Raw genomic sequence first — 18921 nt, forward strand, 5'->3', positions numbered from 1 at the left:
ATTGTAATGATGGTAATCATGATTTTTAATTTATTAATTAATTGTATAGCTTTTTGAGTGCTATCTTCGTTTAATAAAGTGATGAGTATCTTAAATTAAATTATTTGGCTGTATATACTGCAAGAGAAAGCCTCTTCTGTATTTAGTTTCTGCTTTTTATAAAATCTTTACTAATATAGAGTATATGTTTTCGCCATGGATATAGAGATTTTTTTGAGCTATCTGCCCTGCTTTTAAAGTAATGCAGGGCATTTCAATACATGTTGAATTTTATATGCCATCTGAGTTTTTATTTACTGCTTTTTTGTTCTATCCAGTTTTCAAAACCCGCAATAAGAAATTCTTTTATTTCATTATTAGGGCAGCTATTAATAAGTTTAGTATACTCTTCAATGATGCGTTTGTTAGTTAGTTCAATAGATTCAATTTTAAAGCAAATAATTCACTCTATATCATAAAACTTTACACTAGGTATGTTATTCATTAGAAGCCAACCTAGGGCTATGGGTAATGGCTCTGGCAAGCTATCTATAATTTTCTGATAGGTTTGAGCTAGGCTCTGTATTTCAGGGCCGTCCTCCTCCAAGTTTTGGTTAGGAATTCGGCCCAAGTTGATAAGTTGCTTAGCCCACATTTATTTAGCCAGTTGCTCAAGTAAGGCTTCTACAGTATTTAAGCGTGCTTTGCTGTCATCCATTGGTGCTTGGAATTTAAAGACTGTGGCGCCTTCAAATTTATATTTTTTCGGTTGAGTTTGGATAAGTTTAATAAGTTTCATTGGGTCTACAGGGGTATCTGCTGCAAACTCTAATTTTCCACCAAAATTATTCGCATCTACTTTTAAAATACCTAGTTTTTCGGCGGCAAGTTTAATTTCAGTTTGGCGGATAAGCGCTTTGGTTGAATCAGGAAGTAACCCAAAACGGTCAATCATTTCTACTTGTAAATCTTTCAGTTCTTCTTCGTTTTTAGCAGAAGCAATACGTTTGTACAAAACAAGGCGAGCGTGAACGTCAGGTAGATACTCATCAGGGATTAAACATGGCATATTAAGGTTAACTTCGGTGCCTGTACTTAATGGCTTATCAAGGTCAGGTTGTTTGCCGCTTTGAATCGCTTTGACTGCTTGTTCTAGCATTTCCATATAAAGGGTGAAGCCAATCGCTTGAATTTCACCACTTTGGTCATCACCTAAAAGCTCGCCTGCGCCACGAATTTCTAGGTCATGTGTGGCCAATACAAAGCCTGCACCTAGATCTTGTGCGTTCGCAATGGCTTCTAGGCGTTTTTGCGCGTCCTCAGTCATTTGTTTAGGTGGAGGTGTTAGAAGATAAGCATAGGCTTGGTGGTGGCTGCGACCAACACGTCCGCGTAATTGGTGCAACTGAGCTAAGCCGAACTTGTCTGCGCGATCAATAATAATAGTATTGGCGCTTGGCACATCAATGCCTGTTTCAATAATGGTGGTGGCTACTAACACATTGAAACGTTTGTGATAAAAGTCGTTCATCACTTGTTCTAGTTCGCGCTCGCGCATTTGGCCGTGACCTATACCAATACGCGCTTCTGGCACTAACTCGGCCAACTCTTGGGCGCATTTTTCAATGGTTTTTACATCATTGTGGAGGAAGTAAACTTGGCCTCCACGTAGTAGCTCGCGAAGTAGAGCCTCTTTTACGATGGCATCTTGGCGTTGCATTACAAAGGTGCGTACTGATAAACGACGAGCAGGAGGGGTGGCAATAATTGAGAGGTCACGCATGCCTGCAAATGCCATATTCAATGTGCGTGGAATTGGGGTGGCAGTTAGCGTGAGAATATCAACTTCACTACGTAGCGCTTTTAGTTGTTCTTTCTGGCGAACACCAAAACGATGTTCCTCATCAATAATAACCAAGCCAAGGTTGCTGAATTTCACATCCCCTTGCAGTAATTTGTGTGTGCCAATCAATATATCGACTTTGCCTTCAGCTAAGTCGTCAGTAGCCTGCTTAATTTCTTTGGCTGTTTTAAAGCGACTCATAACTTCAACTTTTACTGGCCAGTCGGCAAAACGGTCACGAAAACTGTTGTAGTGCTGTTGTGCTAGCAGTGTTGTAGGCACCAATACAGCAACTTGTTTGCCGCTTTGTACTGCAATAAAGGCTGCACGCATGGCTACTTCAGTTTTGCCAAAACCAACATCACCACAAATTAAGCGATCCATAGGTTTGCCAGCTAGCATGTCATGGCGCACAGCGTCAATAGCGGTTAGCTGGTCAGTAGTTTCTTCATAAGGAAAGGCGGCGCTAAAGGTTGCATAATCGGCACCAGGATCGCTAAAGGCAAAGCCTTCGCGAGCCGCACGACGGGCGTAAATATCTAGTAATTCAGCAGCAACATCGCGTACTTGTTCGGCGGCTTTGCGTTTGGCTTTTTGCCACTGCTCAGAACCTAAGCGATGAAGGGGGGCGTTGTTATCATCACTACCGCTGTAGCGTGCAATTAAATGCAGGTTGGATACGGGAACATAGAGCTTGGCCTGATCAGCATATTCTAATAAGAGAAACTCTGTTTTTTGCTCTTCAATCTCTAGCGTAGTTAATCCTAAATAACGGCCTACACCGTGGTCAATGTGCACAACAGGAGAGCCTTCGTGTAGCTCGGTTAAATTGCGAACGACCTGGTCGTTATGATAATTCTCATTAGCTTTGCTGTTGCGTTTACGTCGTTGTGTCATGCGCTGTCCAAGCAGGCTGCTTTCCGGAATAACCGCTATGTTATCTAATTGCATGCCATCAGAGAGTGGCGCTAGGCTAATTGCAATGCGCGACGGTTCATTTAAGAAGCTTTGCCAATCGCTAACTTCAATGGGTTTTAATTTAATTCGAGCTAAAAGCTCCAATAGAACTTCACGGCGCCCTGCGGTTTCAGCTGTGAATAAAATACGTCCAGAAAACTGTTCGATAAATTGGCGTACGGCTGACATAGGCTCTGCAGCACGCGCTTCAATCATCAAGCTAGGCAAAGAGTAGGCCGCTAAGGTGTTTTTTCCTGCCCCAGTTTCTAGCGCATCTTGTACTAAGGTGATGCGCAGCCAGCTTTTCAGCTTGGCAAAAAACTCTTCAACAGGAACAAAAATATCCGCAGGCGCTACAATGGGGCGTTCATTGTCATAACGACGATCTTCATAGCGTGTTCTAGCATCTAACCAAAACTGCTCAGCTGATTGCTCAATAGCCGGTAAGGCGAATACCTGTGTGTTATCAGGTAGATAATCAAATAGCGTCGCCGTTTCTTCAAAGAACAGCGGTAAGTAAGATTCGATGCCCGCCGGTGTAATGCCTGTAGATAAGTCTTGATAGATAGGGCAGCGACGAAAATCAACATCAAAATGCTCACGAAAACGTGCCCTAAAACCTGCAATAGCTTCTTTGGTAAGAGGGAATTCGCGGGCAGGCAGTAAACGAATAGAGGCTACTTTATCAATTGAGCGTTGTGTTTCTGGGTCAAAGGTACGCAGTGTTTCAATTTCATCGTCAAATAGATCGATGCGATAGGGAAGATCACTGCCCATAGGAAACAGGTCAATCAACGCACCGCGGATAGCAAACTCACCATGCTCATAAACTGTTTCTACGCAGTTATAACCAGCGGACTGCAACTGAATGCGCATTTGCTCAACATTGATTTTCTGTCCTATATCAAGCACCAAGCTAGAACCTAGAATAAAGCTTTTCGGAGCTAGGCGGTGTAAGGCAGTATTGATAGGAACAATGAGTACACCATGGGTTAAGCTTGGCAGTTGATAGAGTGCTGAGATACGTTGGGAAATAATATCTTGATGTGGTGAAAACACATCATAAGGTAAGGTTTCCCAGTCGGGAAAATGCAGTACAGGTAGATCAGGAGCAAAGAAAGTAAGCTCTTCCTTTAATCGTTCAGCGTTTTGGCTGGTGTCGGTTAAGAGTAATGTTAAGCGTTGGCTTGCGCTTGCTGCTTGTGCAATAGCAAGACCACGCGCAGCACCATATAGGCTGCCCCACGCTTGTTTGCCAGCGGTGTTGGGTATTTTAGGTAGTACTAATACAGACACGAGAAATTCTTTGCGTTGATAAATGAAAGGGTGATTGTAACCAGCTGATCTTTTGCCCGCTAGTATGATGTATACTTGCAAGTATTTGCATTATTGCTTGATGCTTCTTTGAACTCAGTCGATAATGTAGTGACTTTTTAACTACCCTACAGAAAATAGGTATTGCTTGTGACTCAACAAACTGACCAGTGCCTCGGCGATTGGATCGAGCGCGAAGCCTTAGCAGAGGCGATGATTCCTCTAGTTGGCCAGCTGTATCGCAACAACAATGTGATTACTTCTATTTATGGTCGCGGTTTAATTAACCGTTCAGTTATTGCCATTTTAAAAGCTCACCGTTTTGCGCGTCACCGTGTAGGTGAAGGCAGTGGTTTGTCTGTGCAGGATACTTACCCTGTATTAAAGGCAATGTCCGAGCTAAATCTAGGCCCAGCTTCTGTTGATATCGGTAAGTTAGCGGTTAAGTTTAAAAAAGAAGGTAATGGCCAAAGCTTAGAAGACTTTGTTAAAGCGCAGTTGGCTGATGTTGTGGGGCAAAAATCAAGCGAGAAAAAACCAGGTAAAGACGTTGTGCTTTATGGTTTTGGTCGTATTGGACGCTTATTGGCACGTATTCTTATTAGTAAAACCGGCGGTGGTGAAGGTTTACGTTTGCGTGCGATTGTCGTGCGTAAAGGTTCTGATGATGACCTGGCTAAGCGTGCTAGCTTATTGCGTCGTGACTCTGTGCACGGCACCTTTGATGGCACCATTATTGCTGACGAAGAAAACAACACATTAGACGTGAATGGTAACCTGATTCAGGTAATCTACTCTAATGATCCGACCACGGTTGATTACACTAAGTATGGCATTCATGATGCATTGTTAATTGACAATACAGGCAAATGGCGTGATGAGGCTGGCTTAAGCCAACATTTACAATGCGCCGGCATTGGTCGTGTGATTTTGACTGCACCTGGCAAAGGTGATCTGAAAAATATTGTACATGGTGTTAACCATGACATTATCAGTGCGGATGACAAGATCATTTCAGCAGCCTCATGCACCACTAACGCTATTGTCCCAGTGCTTAAAGCTATTGGTGATAAGTTTGGCATTGTTAATGGTCACGTTGAAACAGTGCACTCCTTTACCAATGACCAAAACCTGATTGATAACTTCCATAAAGGCAGTCGTCGTGGTCGTGCCGCCACACTCAACATGGTATTAACTGAAACAGGTGCAGCTACTGCAGCCGCTAAGGCGCTGCCAAGCTTAAAAGGCAAGTTAACAGGTAACGCTATTCGTGTGCCTACACCGAACGTATCTATGGCTATTCTAAGTTTGAACTTAGAAAAGAGCACTACGCGTGAAGAAGTTAACGAGTACTTGCGTCAAATAGCAATGCACTCTAATTTGCAAAAACAAATTGACTATGTGTGCTCGCCAGAAGTGGTTTCAACTGACTTTGTTGGCTCACGCCATGCCGGTGTGGTTGATGCACAGGCAACTATTTGCAACGATAATCGCGTAATTTTATACGTATGGTATGACAACGAATACGGCTATAGCTGTCAGGTTGTTCGTGTTGCTGAGGATGTGGCAGGTGTAAACCCACCTTCATTCCCAAAATAGGTGATGTAGTTAAACTACTACCTTTTTATAAGACGAGGGCATAACGCCCTCGTTTTTTATGGTATGAAGTCATTAATTTAGGCAAAAAGTATTAGCCAAACGTAGTAATTCAAGTATTTGGGTAGCACTAAGTGGTCACTAGTCTCTATAATTGACGGGATTAAAATTATTCACGTTGAAGTGATGCTTTGGCATATTACGGACCGCCTTTTATGGCGGTTTCGTGCTTCAATAAATTAACGACTTACAAATCGTGGTTAGGCAACCCTATGATTAAAATCAAACGTGGGCTAGATTTGCCCATAACAGGTGCACCGGAGCAGCGGATTGAAACCGCTAATCCAGTTCGCTCTGTTGCTGTCATAGGCTTCGACTACATTGGTATGAAGCCGACGATGGAGGTGACAGAGGGCGACCGAGTAAAACTAGGTCAAACTTTGTTCTCTGATAAGAAAACGCCTGGGGTTATATATACATCACCTGCAAGTGGTGTAGTAAAGGCAGTTAACCGTGGCGATAGACGTGTGCTTCAATCGGTGGTGATTGAGTTAGAAGGTGATGATCAAATTACCTTTGCTCAATATCCAGCAACTGAGTTAGCCAGTTTAAGCGAAGACAAAATTCGCCAAAACTTACAAAACTCAGGCTTGTGGACGGCCATTCGTACGCGTCCTTACAGCAAAGTGCCAGCAGTAGATGCAAAACCTCATTCGATTTTTATTAGCGTCATGGATAGTAATCCACTTGCTGCTGATCCTAGTGTTATTATCAATGAGTATGCTCAAGACTTTGAACATGGTCTTACTGTACTCAGTCGCTTAGGTAAGTTGTTTGTTTGTAAAGCGCCAGAAAGCACACTTCCTACAACGCAGATTGCTAATCTTACAACTGAAACCTTCTCAGGCCCGCACCCAGCTGGCTTGGTAGGTACGCATATTCATTTTCTGGATCCTGTCAGCGCCTCTAAAACTGTATGGCATGTGGGCTATCAAGATGTTATCGCCATTGGTAAGTTGTTCACTACTGGCCAACTCTGGACTGAGCGCGTTGTTGCATTAGCAGGGCCTGTCGTTAATAAACCTCGTTTGTTGCGTACTCGTGTGGGCGCCAATTTATCTGATCTGACCGCCAATGAGTTAAATGCCGATAAAACAAATCGAGTTATCTCTGGCTCAGTTTTTGGCGGACGTACAGCGCGTAACTCCTGTGATTTCTTAGGTCGTTACCATGTGCAAGTGTCTTGCTTAGAAGAAGGTACGCACCGTGAAATGCTGCACTATTTGCGTTTGGGCGTAAATAAATTCTCTGTCATGAATGTGTACATTTCTAAGCTTTTTGGCAGCAAGAAGTTTGACTTCACGACAACCACTAACGGAAGTCCTCGCGCCATGGTGCCATTTGGCAACTATGAGCGTGTTATGCCGTTAGATATTCTTCCAACGCAACTCTTACGCTCCTTAGCTGTAGCAGATACAGATATGGCACAAAAGCTAGGTTGCTTAGAGTTAGATGAAGAAGACTTAGCATTGTGCACATTTGTTTGTGCGGGTAAGTATGAGTACGGCCCGATTCTGCGGGATAACTTAACGCGCATTGAGTTGGAGGGCTAAGCTATGGGTCTTCGTGCATTTTTAGACAAAATCGCCCATCATTTCGAGAAGGGCGGTAAGTTAGAAAAGTGGTATGCGCTTTATGAAGCCATTGATACTTTTCTATACAAACCAGGTAGCGTAACTAAAACTACTGCGCACGTACGTGACGGCATTGACCTCAAACGTATGATGACAACTGTATGGTTATGTACTTTCCCTGCTATGTTCTTTGGTATGTGGAACGTAGGTTATCAGGCCAACTTGGTTTTCCAAGCTAACCCAGAGCTATTGCAGTCAGCAACAGGCTGGCGTATGGCATTAACTGCACTATTAGCAGGTTTTGATGCAGGTAATATCTGGCATAACCTAGTACAAGGCGCTACCTATTACGTTCCCATTTATATGGTGACCTTCGTAGTTGGTGGTTTCTGGGAAGTGATGTTTGCCATGGTGCGCAAGCATGAAGTCAACGAAGGTTTCTTCGTTACCTCGGTACTTTTCTCTCTTATCGTTCCACCAAGCATTCCTTTATGGCAAGTTGCGTTAGGCATTAGCTTTGGTGTAGTGATTGGTAAAGAAGTATTTGGTGGCACAGGTAAAAACTTCTTAAACCCTGCCTTAGTGGGTCGTGCATTCTTATTCTTCGCTTATCCAGCGCAAATTTCTGGTGATGCTGTTTGGACTGCTGTGGATGGCTTTGCTGGTGCTACCAATCTAAGCATTGCTGCAGCAGGTGGTATTACAGAAGTGATGAACCAAGGCACAACATGGTTGAGCGCCTTTATTGGCATTAAGCAGGGCTCTATTGGTGAAGTAAGTACTATTGCTATCTTCATTGGTGGTGCAGTGCTGATGATTATGAAAATTGCGTCATGGCGTATTGTTGCCGGCGTAATGCTAGGCATGATTGCCTTAAGCACTCTGTTTAATTTTATTGGCTCAGAAACCAATCCAATGTTCTCTGTACCTTGGTACTGGCATTTGGTGATGGGCGGTTTTGCGTTTGGTATGATTTTCATGGCTACCGACCCAGTGTCTGCAGCTATGACTAATACAGGTAAGTGGTTCTTTGGTGCATTAATTGGCGTGATGGTTGTGTTAATCCGCGTGGTTAACCCTGCATTCCCAGAAGGTATGATGTTAGCGATTCTCTTTGCTAACCTATGCGCACCTTTGATTGATCACTTTGTAACGCAAGCAAATATCAAACGGAGGCTGGCACGCAATGTCTAGTCAAAAAGAGTCTACTTCACGCACGATCATTACGGCATTAGTCATGTGCTTGGTGTGCTCAGTATTCGTTGCTGGTGCCGCTATTGCGCTGCGTCCTGTACAAACAGAAAACCGCTTAGTTGATAAACAACGTAGCATCTTAATGATTGCAGGTTTAGCCGATGCCTCAGTAAGTAGTGCTGAGGTGAAAAAAATCTTCGCTGAACGTATTGAAGCACGCATTGTTGATTTAGATGCTGGCAAGTTTGTTGATGATAAATTTGATGTGCAAAGTTTTGATGCTTTGGTAGCAGCTAAAGATCCGCAATTGTCAAAAGCACTTACTTCACAAGAAGATATTGCCTCTATTAAGCGTCGTGAAAACTACAGTACTGTGTACTTAGTCAAAACAGGCGAGCAGCTAGATACTATTGTGATTCCTGTACGTGGCTACGGTTTATGGTCAACTATGTATGGCTTTATGGCGCTTAAAGGCGACCTAAAAACAGTGGCTGGTTTTGGTTTCTATCAACAAGGTGAAACACCAGGTCTTGGTGGTGAAGTTGATAATCCAAAATGGAAAGCACAATGGGTAGGTAAAACGGTTTATGACGCTAACAACGCTGTGGCATTGAAAGTAGTGAAAGGCGGTATTGACCCAGCTAAAGCACAAACCCAAGTAGATGGTCTTGCAGGTGCGACCCTAACGAGCAATGGTGTTGGCCACCTTGTTGATTTCTGGTTAGGTGAAAATGCCTTTGGCAAGTTCATTAAAAATCTGCGCGCAGGGGAGGCTTAATCATGTCTAAGCCAACAATCAAACAGGTTCTTTTTGATCCTATTTTTAGTAATAACCCTATTGGTTTACAGATTCTTGGTATCTGTTCAGCACTAGCGGTTACCTCTAACTTAAAAACTGCGTTAGTAATGTCAATTGCCTTAACCTTGGTAACTGCATTTTCTAGCATGTTTATTTCTATGGTGCGCTCACAGATTCCAAGCTCAATTCGTATGATTGTGCAAATGGTTATCATCGCATCCCTAGTAATTGTCGTTGACCAATGCTTGAAGGCTTATGCGTATTCGCTGTCTAAACAGCTTTCTGTATTCGTTGGACTGATTATTACCAACTGTATTGTAATGGGTCGTGCAGAAGCATTTGCGATGTCAAACCCACCTGTATTGTCATTTTTTGACGGTATTGGTAATGGTTTAGGCTATAGCGTTATGTTGATTGTGCTCGGCGTCATTCGTGAGCTATTAGGTTCAGGCAAGTTACTGGGTTACACCATTTTGCCAACCGTGAATGATGGTGGTTGGTATATTCCAAACGGTATGTTGTTATTACCACCTTCAGCCTTCTTCTTAATTGGGTTGATTATTTGGGGCTTACGTATGTGGCGCAAAGAACAACAAGAAGAAGCTCAGTTTGTTATTGCACCACAAGTGCAAGATAAGGAGGCTTACTAATGGAACATTATTTAAGCCTATTGGCTAAAGCTGTTTTCGTTGAAAACATGGCCTTAGCCTTCTTCCTAGGCATGTGTACTTTCATTGCTATTTCCAAGAAAGTAGAAACAGCAATTGGTCTAGGTATTGCGGTAGTTGTTGTACAAGCGATTACGGTGCCGGCGAATAACTTGCTTTACACCTATTTACTAAAAGATGGTGCTTTAGCTTGGGCTGGTTTGCCTGATGTTGATTTGAGCTTTTTAGGTTTCTTGAGCTATATCGGTGTTATTGCCGCTATCGTTCAGATTCTAGAAATGCTTTTAGATAAATACGTTCCTTCCCTATATAACGCACTGGGCGTGTTCCTTCCATTGATTACCGTAAACTGCGCAATCATGGGGGGTACTTTGTTCATGGTGGAGCGTGACTACAACTTTGGTGAAAGCGTTGTGTATGGTTTTGGCTCGGGTTTCTCTTGGGCATTAGCGATTGCGTTACTGGCAGCTATTCGTGAAAAACTAAAATACAGCGATGTACCAAAAGGTTTACAAGGCTTAGGCATTACCTTTATCACTATTGGTCTTATGTCACTGGGCTTTATGTCATTCTCAGGCGTACAACTGTAAGGAGGAGCGAGTGTTTACATCAGAATTATTACTCGCTATCGGAATGTTTACTGCTATCGTTTTGGCGTTAGTAGTGATGATCCTTGTAGCGCGCGCGAAGCTAGTTAGCAGTGGCGATGTTACCATTACTATTAATGGTGAGCGCAAACTGACTGTTCCAGCCGGTGGCAAGTTATTGCAAACCTTAGCTTCCAACAACGTATTTCTATCATCCGCTTGTGGCGGCGGTGGTACTTGCGCACAGTGTAAGTGTGTGGTTGAAAGTGGTGGTGGTGAAATGCTACCTACTGAAGAATCACACTTTACTAAGCGCGATGCCCGCGATGGCTGGCGTTTATCTTGCCAGGTTGCTGTTAAGCAAGATATGGAAATTGAAGTTGAAGAAAGTGTGTTTGGTGTTAAAAAATGGGAATGTACCGTTGAGTCTAACCCAAACGTAGCAACCTTTATTAAGGAGCTAACCTTACGTTTACCTGAAGGTGAAAACGTAAACTTTCGTGCAGGTGGTTACGTACAGTTAGAGTGCCCGCCACATGAAGTGCACTATAAAGACTTCGATATTCAGCCAGAATTTCATGCCGATTGGGATAAGTTCAATATCTGGCGTTACAGCTCTAAGGTAACTGAACCTGTTATTCGTGCTTATTCTATGGCGAACTATCCTGAAGAACGTGGCATTGTGAAGTTCAATATTCGTATTGCAACACCGCCTCCAGGACGTGATGATTTGCCCGCTGGTCAAATGTCTTCTTTCGTGTTTAGTTTGAAAGAGGGCGACAAAATCACTGTCTATGGCCCATTTGGTGAGTTCTTCGCAAAAGATACCGAAGCTGAAATGGTGTTTGTAGGTGGTGGTGCAGGTATGGCACCTATGCGTTCGCATATTTTCGACCAACTCAAGCGTTTGAACTCCACGCGTAAAATTAGCTTCTGGTATGGTGCTCGCTCATTGCGAGAAGCTTTCTACGTTGAGGAGTTTAATAAGCTAGCGGAAGAAAATCCAAACTTTACTTGGCATTTAGCACTCTCTGACCCGTTACCTGAAGATAACTGGACAGGGCCTACAGGTTTTATTCATAACGTGCTTTATGAAAACTACCTAAAAGATCATGTGGCACCTGAAGATTGTGAGTTCTATATGTGTGGACCTCCAATGATGAATGCTGCTGTGATTAAAATGCTAGAAAACTTAGGCGTTGAGCACGATAACATTCTGCTGGACGACTTCGGAGGCTAGTGCATGCGAGCAGTTTTGCCCGCATTGATACTATCCGTAGTGACTTCAATAGTAGCTGGCTGTTTATCAGTCGGCTCTATTGAGGAGCTGACAGGGCCCGCTCAAGGCAGTACTTATCACATTAAGTATGTTCGTCATTCTTCTGCACCTAGCCCTGAGCAGTTAAAAGTAGCGGTGCAAGACGTTTTGGATACTGTGGATCGTCAAGTCTCTACTTACCGACCTGATTCAGATATTCAACATTTCAATGCTTTAGCTTCTAACCAGTGCATGCCAATCAAAGACGAAATGGCAAGCATGCTCAATTATGCCTTTATTTTAGGGCAGCAATCGGGCGGTGCTTACGATATCACTTTGTTGCCTTTGCTACGCGCTTGGGGTTTTGCACCTTCCTCTAACACGCAAGAACTGCCTAATTTAGTTGATATTGCGAAAGCTAAACACAACACAGGTTGGGCGCATCTTTCTTTGCGCAATAACCAGCTTTGTAAAGCGAATGCCGCTGTTGAGATTGACCTTAATAGTTTAGCGGCGGGTTTTACAGTTGATCGTATTGCTAGGCGGTTTGATGAGTTAGGTATTAGTAGTTATTTCATTGAAGTAACAGGGGAAACCTTTGCTAAAGGCTATAAACCGAATGGCTCAGCATGGCAGGTTGCATTAGAGCAGCCAAACTTAGAAGGAAAGCAGATAATTGCCAAAATCTTACCGCTCAATAACTTAGCTGTTGCAACCTCAGGTGATTATCGAAACTACAAAACGCTGCAAGGAAGGCGTTATTCCCATATTATAGATCCCCGTAGCGCAAGCCCTATTACACATAATACCGCTACAGTAGTTTCTAATGCTACAATGCAAGCTGATGCACAAGCTACGCTATTATTAATCTTAGGCCAAGAAGAAGGGCTTAAATTTGCTGAGCAACACGCCATTGCAGCGTTATTTATTGTGCGTGATCAGCAAGAGTTTGTTATACAAACAACCCGTGCGTTCGATGCAATGTTCGCGCAAGGAGAACTCCATGAGTAGTTTTACCTTATTTATTGTCGTATTTGCCGTAATGTTACTTGTTGTAGCAGGTATGGCTGTAGGAGTAATGGCAGGACGTAAGCCTATTGCAGGTTCATGTGGTGGTATTGCTGCCTTAGGCATTGAAAAAGAATGCTCTATTTGCGGTGGTTCACGTGAAATCTGTGAAGAAGTGAACCGTGATCGTGAAGAAACAAAAACGACACAAGATTTAGCTTATGATGCAAGTAAGCGTTAATTGAATAATGATGTGTGATGCTATAAGGGCGTTGCAACCCGTTGTGAAGGAGTCGAAATGGCAGTTTACAACTACGATGTAGTAATTATTGGTTCAGGCCCTGCGGGTGAAGGTGCAGCTATGAATGCTGCAAAATCAGGGCGCAAAGTAGCAGTAGTGGAAAGTCGAGGCGTAGTAGGGGGTAGTAGTACTCATTTAGGAACTATTCCATCAAAAGCTTTACGTCATAGTGTGCGTCAAATTTTACGCTTTAATACAGGCTCTATGTTTCGTCAAATTGGTGAGCCACGCTGGTTCTCTTTTCCAGATGTCTTAAAAAGTGCTGAAAATGTAATACGTAAGCAAGTAGCTTCACGTACAAGCTACTATGCGCGCAACCGTATTGATGTGTATTTTGGTACCGCCAGTTTTTCTGATGAACACAGTATTGATGTTGTTGGCCCTAGCCGTGTTGAAAAACTTGTAGCGAATCAAATTATTATCGCTACAGGCTCACGCCCATACCGCCCTGCGGATGTTGATTTTAGCCATCCTCGAGTATATGACAGCGATACTATTTTAAACTTAAGCCATACACCACGTCGCATGATTATCTACGGAGCTGGTGTTATTGGTTGTGAGTATGCCTCTATTTTTAGCGGTTTAGGCGTATTGGTTGACTTAGTAGATACGCGTGATCAGCTACTTAACTTCCTAGATGATGAAATTTCCGATGCTTTAAGCTATCACCTCCGAAATAGCAATGTCTTGATTCGCCATAACGAAGAATATGAGCGCATTGAAGGTACTGAGAATGGCGTTGTGCTGCACTTGAAATCAGGCAAAAAATTAAGAGGGGATGCCTTATTGTGGTGCAATGGTCGAACAGGTAATACCGACCAACTAGGCCTTGAAAATGTTGGCTTAAGCGCTAACAGCCGCGGCCAAGTTGAAGTGAATGAGCATTATCAAACGGCTGTGCCTAATATTTATGCTGCTGGTGATGTCATTGGTTGGCCAAGTTTAGCCAGTGCTGCTTATGATCAAGGTCGTTCTGCAGCAGGCAATATTCTAGATAATAACTCATGGCACTTTGTAGATGATGTTCCAACAGGCATTTACACTATTCCTGAGATTAGCTCATTAGGTAAGACAGAGCGTGAGCTAACCCAAGCAAAAATTCCGTATGAGGTAGGCAAGGCGTTCTTTAAAGGAATGGCACGGGCGCAGATTTCCAACGAGCCAGTGGGCATGTTGAAAATCCTATTCCACCGTGAAACCTTAGCACTATTGGGTGTACATTGCTTTGGTTATCAAGCCTCTGAGATTGTTCATATTGGCCAAGCTATTATGAATCAACCTGGTGAGTTAAATACCATTCGTTATTTTATTAACACTACCTTTAACTACCCAACCATGGCTGAGGCCTACCGCGTAGCCGCTTATGATGGTTTAAACCGTCTTTTTTAAGCGGCTCCGGCCGGTTGCCTGAGTCGGTTGGGGCAGCGCTAGAAGAGCGCTTTAGCAATTCTCGAGCGTGGTCTTGGCCAAATCGGGAAAGTCTGTAATCAGGCTGTCCACCTGCATGTTAGCGAGTCGTAACATTAAGTTCGGCTCGTTAACTGTCCATACAGAAACATGTAATCCTTGTTCTTGCGCTTTTCTCAAGCGCGCCTCGGTACATAGCGTCCAGTTTAAAACTAAAAATTGACAGTTATAACTTTTGGCTACTTTGATAGGATCTAGCCAAGCCCATTCTGCAACAAAGCCTTTACTATAAGTAGGCGCCAATTTATTGAGTGCTTTTAAGATAGCGCGTGAACTTGTGGTGATGGTCACCTTTGTCTGCATTTGATGGCGCGAAATTAACTCAATTAAGGCTTTCACCGTGCTTTCTGCGCGCTTTTTTGATGCGCTTTTTACTTCTAACTGCCAATGCTCAAAAGGGCATTTTTGCAAAAGTTCTTCAAGGCTAGGAATGGGGCAAGGGCTATTCCAGCTAGGTGTATTACGGCGTGCATCAAACTGAACAAGCTCCTCTTTTGTGTAATGATTTACCCGTCCACTGCGTCCTGTGGTGCGCTTTAATGTGGTGTCATGAATAACCATTAATTGATTGTCTTTGGACAAATGAAGATCTAGCTCGCAGCGCTTAACGCCTGCGTTTAAACAGTATTGAAAACTTGCCAGCGTATTTTCAGGCGCTTTACCACGTGCGCCGCGATGACCATAGATCAAGGGCATAATAAGACTCAAAATAAGGAAAACCTCTATTAGATTTAACCTGCTTTATAAAAATAGCAATAGGCTTTAAAAATAAATCAAATTTAAGGTGTTTGTGTTGGCGTATGATTTTTTACGCTGTGTACTACCTGCTCGCCTTGAAAGTAAACTGAAAAGTCAGCATAGTCCCAGCGTGTAATAGCAGGTTGGCCTACAGCAGGATGGCGTTTTTTAGGCTCACCAAAGTGGCGCACCACCGCATTTAGATGCATACCACGTTTAGGCACGGATATCTGTTGTTGGCCTTGTTCAGACAAAGGAATAACAATGGTTTGTGCAATACTAGCTGTGCTTAGAAACAATAAAGTCAGGAATAAACAGCGTAGAATTAACATAATTAAGCTCCAAATAAAAATAATTTAACGAAACTGTGGCATTGGCATATTGATCTTAATGCGCTTTATGGGGGAATCAGCTAGTATGCTGCTTTTCCTTCATTCAGCTATGTGAACTGCTAACTAAAGCTGTAGTCTGAATGAGCACTTTTAAGGTGTTTGAGAGTTAATGCTATATGTTTAGACCTTTACCCCTTTTTATTGGTATGCGATATACGGGTGCCAAGCGACGTAATCATTTCATTTCTTTTATTTCATTAACCTCAATGATTGGATTAGCGCTAGGGGTGCTAGTGATGATTCTGGTCTTGTCTGTGATGAATGGTTTTGATCGAGAGTTACGAACACGTATTTTAGGTATGGTACCTCACGCTACTATTAACTCAGTTGAGCCAATTAGTGATTGGCAAACAATCATTAAAGAATTAGAAGATTACCCAGGCGTAGCGGCCGCGGCGCCTTATACACAATTACAAGGTATGCTGACTCATAATGGGGCAGTATTACCCATTTTGGTAACGGGCGTTGATCCGCAGTACGAAAAAAATGTATCCATTATTAGCGAGCATATGGTTCAAGGTGATTTAGACGCACTGAAGTCAGGCGAGTTTGGCATTATCATCGGTCAGCTTGCTGCGCGTCGTTTTGGTGTTGGTGTGGGTGACAAACTCACTTTGGTTTTACCTGAAGCAGCCATGACCCCAGCTGGTGTATTCCCTCGCTTAAAACGCTTTACTGTGACCGGCGTATTTAGTGTTGGTGCAGAGTTAGATAGCTCATTGGCCCTTATTAATCTAGAAGACGCTGCTCGTTTATCGCGTATGAATACGCAAACTGTGCAATCCATTCGCTTGAAAATGGATGACCTTTTTATGGCGCCAGTGTTATCTCAACGCTTAGCCAGCAAGTTAGACAATTATGGCGTGTATGCCAGTGATTGGACGCGTACCCATGGCAATCTTTTCCAAGCCATTAAAATGGAAAAAACCATGATTGGTTTGCTGCTCATTCTTATTGTTGCTGTGGCAGCTTTTAATATTGTTTCTACCTTAATTATGGTGGTGACAGATAAAAAAGCCGATATTGCTATTTTGCGCACATTAGGTGCTACACCTAAACAAATCATGATGATTTTTATGGTGCAAGGTACGCTTATTGGCTTTATTGGTACCTTTATAGGCGGTGTTTTAGGTATTTTAGCAGCCCTCAATGTAACGGACTTTATTGCGTGGTTTGAAAGCGCTTTAGGGCTGAAATTTCTAAGTTCAGATGTTTACTTTATTAGTTATTTGCCTTCTGAATTACGGCTTGAAGATATTGTGATTATTTGTTCATCTGCCATGTCTCTAAGCTTCTTGGCAACCTTGTATCCCGCTTGGCGTGCATCGCGCACGCAACCTGCAGAGGCGCTACGTTATGAATGATTATGTTTTAGAGTGCCGTGAACTCAGCAAGTTTTATGATCAAGGACCACAAAAAGTAACTGTGCTTGATAAAGTGGACTTGCAACTAAAAGCAGGCGAACGTGTAGCCATTGTGGGTAGTTCAGGCTCAGGTAAAACAACCTTATTAAATATGCTAGGCGGTTTAGATCTTGCCAGCACAGGCAGTGTATCTATTGCAGGGCAAGACTTTAGTGCATTAAATGAAAAACAACGTGGATTACTGCGCAACAAAACCCTTGGTTTTGTTTATCAGTTCCACCATTTGCTAGCTGAGTTTACAGCACTAGAAAATGTCTGCATGCCGTTGCTTATTGGTAAAAAACCAATCGCAGAAATAGAAGCAACAGCCCGTAAAATACTAGCCAGTGTAGGCTTAGAAAAGCGTGTAGCGCACAAACCTTCTGAGTTATCAGGTGGCGAGCGTCAGCGCGTTGCTATTGCCCGTGCTTTAGTTACACAGCCTAAATTAGTACTCTTAGATGAGCCAACAGGTAATCTGGATAAGAGCACAGCTCAAGGTATTCAGCAACTAATGCTTGAATTATCACGTTCATTAGGCACCGCTTTCTTGGTTGTTACTCATGATCAGGAGCTGGCTAAACAGATGGATCGTACTTTGAAGCTGGAAAATGGCAAGCTAGTACAAATAGAGTTGAGTGATCTTTAACACTGACATTAAATGCCACAAAAATAGCTGCCTATCCAAGCAGCTATTTTTTTAACTTAATTTTGCTCTTTAATGGCTTGCTGATTAAGCAAGGCTAATAGCTTTAAGCGCCGGCTTTTTTGGCGTGCTTTCCAGGTTCTGCCAACAGACCATCGCCAATACCAGAGCGTGAAAAAATAACCACAAACACTAAATACTAGAGCAAGAATAAGAGAGCCTAAATACAGTGGTAGCCAGCTGTGCTTAAATAACGCCATTATCCATTCTAAACTAATGTGTTCAGGTGCCTCCATGGGAGGAATGCCTAGAATCCAAGAACCAAACTTATAACAGGCATAAAATACAGGCGGAATGGTGACAGGGTTTGTTAACCAAACTAAGCCAATTGAAAGCGGTAAATTTGCTCGCCAGAAAAAAGCGCTTAAAGCCGCTGCGAGCATTTGTAGTGGCATAGGAATCATTGCCCAGAATAGGCCAATAGCCACTGCACGAGAAATGGAGTGACGATTAAAATGCCATAGATTGGGATCATGAATGATACCGCCTAAAAAACGCAGCCAACGGTTAGACTGGATTTTTTCGGGGCTTGGCATAAAGCGTTTAAAAAACTTACGCGACATACTTGTCCTTTAGGTAAAAAACTAAAACAAGGCTAGTAGTCTAGATTAAAAAAGTAAATCGAACCTTAAGCAAAATCTATTGTAAGTTAGCAATCTCAATTAGGTTTTGGTCAGGATCACGAATGTACACAGATAGAATGGAGCCTGTTGCTCCAGTGCGTACTATAGGACCCTCTAAAATAGTGATATTACAGTTGTGTAAATGGTCTACTATTTTTTCCATTGGGGTGGCGCTAATAAAGCATAAATCAGCAGAGCCTGTTGTAGGGCGATAGGCTTTTGGCTCAAACTCTTTACCCTTTTCGTGCAAATTAATTTTTTGCTGTCCAAAACTCAGTGCTATACGGTCTTGGCCAAAGTTAACTTTCTGCATATTTAGTACGCGCTGATAGAAATTCACACTCGTAGCAATATCGTTAACGGTTAGAACCAAATGATCAAGATGAGATAAATGCATAAAGCTGTCCTTAAAGAAAATAAGCATACTTAATCTTTATGCACTGGAAAAGTCTTT

At 42.8% G+C, this 18921-nt stretch carries 17 protein-coding genes; 12 read left to right on the forward strand and 5 right to left on the reverse strand.

Annotated elements, in window-relative coordinates:
* Nucleotides 1–634: 634 nt before the first annotated feature.
* On the reverse strand, nucleotides 635–4075 hold the full coding sequence (gene mfd, locus VQ643_RS11675; protein ID WP_414199964.1) for a transcription-repair coupling factor: 3441 nt from the start codon (nucleotides 4073–4075) through the stop codon (nucleotides 635–637).
* A 168-nt stretch (nucleotides 4076–4243) separates the two neighbouring features.
* On the opposite strand from mfd, the gene VQ643_RS11680 reads away from it, so the two are divergent.
* The 10 genes from VQ643_RS11680 to sthA all read left to right on the forward strand — a co-directional run bounded on the left by VQ643_RS11680 (nucleotide 4244) and on the right by sthA (nucleotide 14527).
* Nucleotides 4244–5692 carry a glyceraldehyde-3-phosphate dehydrogenase gene (locus VQ643_RS11680; protein WP_414199965.1) on the forward strand — a complete coding sequence of 483 codons (1449 nt, stop codon included), beginning with the start codon at nucleotides 4244–4246 and terminating at the stop codon, nucleotides 5690–5692.
* A gap of 269 nt (nucleotides 5693–5961) precedes the next feature.
* Entirely contained in the window at nucleotides 5962–7302 is a 1341-nt protein-coding gene (locus VQ643_RS11685; protein ID WP_414199966.1) for a Na(+)-translocating NADH-quinone reductase subunit A, read from the forward strand.
* 3 nt (nucleotides 7303–7305) lie between these two features.
* Nucleotides 7306–8517, forward strand: coding sequence for an NADH:ubiquinone reductase (Na(+)-transporting) subunit B (locus VQ643_RS11690; RefSeq protein WP_414199967.1), 1212 nt, complete (start codon nucleotides 7306–7308; stop codon nucleotides 8515–8517).
* A complete protein-coding gene (locus VQ643_RS11695) occupies nucleotides 8510–9295 on the forward strand; it encodes a Na(+)-translocating NADH-quinone reductase subunit C (RefSeq protein WP_414199968.1) in 786 nt (261 codons plus the stop codon). Before VQ643_RS11690 ends, VQ643_RS11695 begins: the two co-directional genes overlap by 8 nt.
* Nucleotides 9296–9297: 2 nt before the next feature.
* A complete protein-coding gene (locus VQ643_RS11700; protein ID WP_414199969.1) occupies nucleotides 9298–9966 on the forward strand; it encodes an NADH:ubiquinone reductase (Na(+)-transporting) subunit D in 669 nt (222 codons plus the stop codon).
* On the forward strand, nucleotides 9966–10574 hold the full coding sequence (nqrE, locus tag VQ643_RS11705; RefSeq protein WP_414199970.1) for an NADH:ubiquinone reductase (Na(+)-transporting) subunit E: 609 nt from the start codon (nucleotides 9966–9968) through the stop codon (nucleotides 10572–10574). Before VQ643_RS11700 ends, nqrE begins: the two co-directional genes overlap by 1 nt.
* A gap of 10 nt (nucleotides 10575–10584) precedes the next feature.
* Nucleotides 10585–11811 carry an NADH:ubiquinone reductase (Na(+)-transporting) subunit F gene (gene nqrF / locus VQ643_RS11710; protein ID WP_414199971.1) on the forward strand — a complete coding sequence of 409 codons (1227 nt, stop codon included), beginning with the start codon at nucleotides 10585–10587 and terminating at the stop codon, nucleotides 11809–11811.
* Between the two features lie 3 nt (nucleotides 11812–11814).
* Nucleotides 11815–12840, forward strand: coding sequence for an FAD:protein FMN transferase (locus VQ643_RS11715; protein ID WP_414199972.1), 1026 nt, complete (start codon nucleotides 11815–11817; stop codon nucleotides 12838–12840).
* The gene (gene nqrM, locus VQ643_RS11720) at nucleotides 12833–13078 is read left to right on the forward strand and encodes a (Na+)-NQR maturation NqrM (protein WP_414199973.1); all 246 of its coding nucleotides are present in this window, start codon (nucleotides 12833–12835) and stop codon (nucleotides 13076–13078) included. Before VQ643_RS11715 ends, nqrM begins: the two co-directional genes overlap by 8 nt.
* Before the next feature lie 57 nt (nucleotides 13079–13135).
* Entirely contained in the window at nucleotides 13136–14527 is a 1392-nt protein-coding gene (gene sthA, locus VQ643_RS11725) for a Si-specific NAD(P)(+) transhydrogenase (RefSeq protein WP_414199974.1), read from the forward strand.
* A gap of 51 nt (nucleotides 14528–14578) precedes the next feature.
* On the opposite strand, the gene VQ643_RS11730 is transcribed toward sthA, so the two are convergent.
* Together VQ643_RS11730 and VQ643_RS11735 are read right to left on the reverse strand one after the other, a co-directional pair.
* A complete protein-coding gene (locus VQ643_RS11730) occupies nucleotides 14579–15301 on the reverse strand; it encodes a glycerophosphodiester phosphodiesterase (RefSeq protein WP_414199975.1) in 723 nt (240 codons plus the stop codon).
* Nucleotides 15302–15384: 83 nt separating this feature from the next.
* A complete protein-coding gene (locus VQ643_RS11735) occupies nucleotides 15385–15675 on the reverse strand; it encodes a phosphodiesterase (RefSeq protein ID WP_414199976.1) in 291 nt (96 codons plus the stop codon).
* 176 nt (nucleotides 15676–15851) lie between these two features.
* Between VQ643_RS11735 and VQ643_RS11740 the strand changes: the two genes are divergently transcribed.
* Nucleotides 15852–17099: a lipoprotein-releasing ABC transporter permease subunit gene (locus VQ643_RS11740; RefSeq protein ID WP_414199977.1), complete on the forward strand. Its 1248-nt coding sequence runs from the start codon at nucleotides 15852–15854 to the stop codon at nucleotides 17097–17099.
* The gene (gene lolD, locus VQ643_RS11745; protein WP_414199978.1) at nucleotides 17092–17787 is read left to right on the forward strand and encodes a lipoprotein-releasing ABC transporter ATP-binding protein LolD; all 696 of its coding nucleotides are present in this window, start codon (nucleotides 17092–17094) and stop codon (nucleotides 17785–17787) included. The genes VQ643_RS11740 and lolD overlap by 8 nt, the downstream gene beginning before the upstream one ends.
* A 56-nt stretch (nucleotides 17788–17843) precedes the next feature.
* On the opposite strand, the gene VQ643_RS11750 is transcribed toward lolD, so the two are convergent.
* Both VQ643_RS11750 and VQ643_RS11755 read right to left on the reverse strand, forming a co-directional pair.
* The gene (locus tag VQ643_RS11750; RefSeq protein WP_414199979.1) at nucleotides 17844–18407 is read right to left on the reverse strand and encodes a DUF2062 domain-containing protein; all 564 of its coding nucleotides are present in this window, start codon (nucleotides 18405–18407) and stop codon (nucleotides 17844–17846) included.
* A gap of 76 nt (nucleotides 18408–18483) precedes the next feature.
* Nucleotides 18484–18864 (reverse strand): VOC family protein, encoded by a 381-nt coding sequence (locus tag VQ643_RS11755; protein ID WP_414199980.1) that lies wholly within the window; start codon nucleotides 18862–18864, stop codon nucleotides 18484–18486.
* Nucleotides 18865–18921: the final 57 nt, after the last annotated feature.

This window comes from Pseudomonas sp. F1_0610 (assembly GCF_047470865.1).
Classification (GTDB): domain Bacteria; phylum Pseudomonadota; class Gammaproteobacteria; order Pseudomonadales; family Pseudomonadaceae; genus JAZDRH01.

Coding starts and splice junctions, on each gene's coding strand:
- VQ643_RS11740 (WP_414199977.1), top strand. CDS start 15,852: ATGTTTAGACCTTTACCCCTTTTTATTGGTATGCGATATACGGGTGCC.
- VQ643_RS11730 (WP_414199975.1), bottom strand. CDS start 15,301: ATGCCCTTGATCTATGGTCATCGCGGCGCACGTGGTAAAGCGCCTGAA.
- VQ643_RS11685 (WP_414199966.1), top strand. CDS start 5,962: ATGATTAAAATCAAACGTGGGCTAGATTTGCCCATAACAGGTGCACCG.
- VQ643_RS11755 (WP_414199980.1), bottom strand. CDS start 18,864: ATGCATTTATCTCATCTTGATCATTTGGTTCTAACCGTTAACGATATT.
- sthA (WP_414199974.1), top strand. CDS start 13,136: ATGGCAGTTTACAACTACGATGTAGTAATTATTGGTTCAGGCCCTGCG.
- nqrM (WP_414199973.1), top strand. CDS start 12,833: ATGAGTAGTTTTACCTTATTTATTGTCGTATTTGCCGTAATGTTACTT.
- VQ643_RS11750 (WP_414199979.1), bottom strand. CDS start 18,407: ATGTCGCGTAAGTTTTTTAAACGCTTTATGCCAAGCCCCGAAAAAATC.
- VQ643_RS11715 (WP_414199972.1), top strand. CDS start 11,815: ATGCGAGCAGTTTTGCCCGCATTGATACTATCCGTAGTGACTTCAATA.
- VQ643_RS11695 (WP_414199968.1), top strand. CDS start 8,510: ATGTCTAGTCAAAAAGAGTCTACTTCACGCACGATCATTACGGCATTA.
- VQ643_RS11735 (WP_414199976.1), bottom strand. CDS start 15,675: ATGTTAATTCTACGCTGTTTATTCCTGACTTTATTGTTTCTAAGCACA.
- lolD (WP_414199978.1), top strand. CDS start 17,092: ATGAATGATTATGTTTTAGAGTGCCGTGAACTCAGCAAGTTTTATGAT.
- VQ643_RS11700 (WP_414199969.1), top strand. CDS start 9,298: ATGTCTAAGCCAACAATCAAACAGGTTCTTTTTGATCCTATTTTTAGT.
- VQ643_RS11690 (WP_414199967.1), top strand. CDS start 7,306: ATGGGTCTTCGTGCATTTTTAGACAAAATCGCCCATCATTTCGAGAAG.
- nqrE (WP_414199970.1), top strand. CDS start 9,966: ATGGAACATTATTTAAGCCTATTGGCTAAAGCTGTTTTCGTTGAAAAC.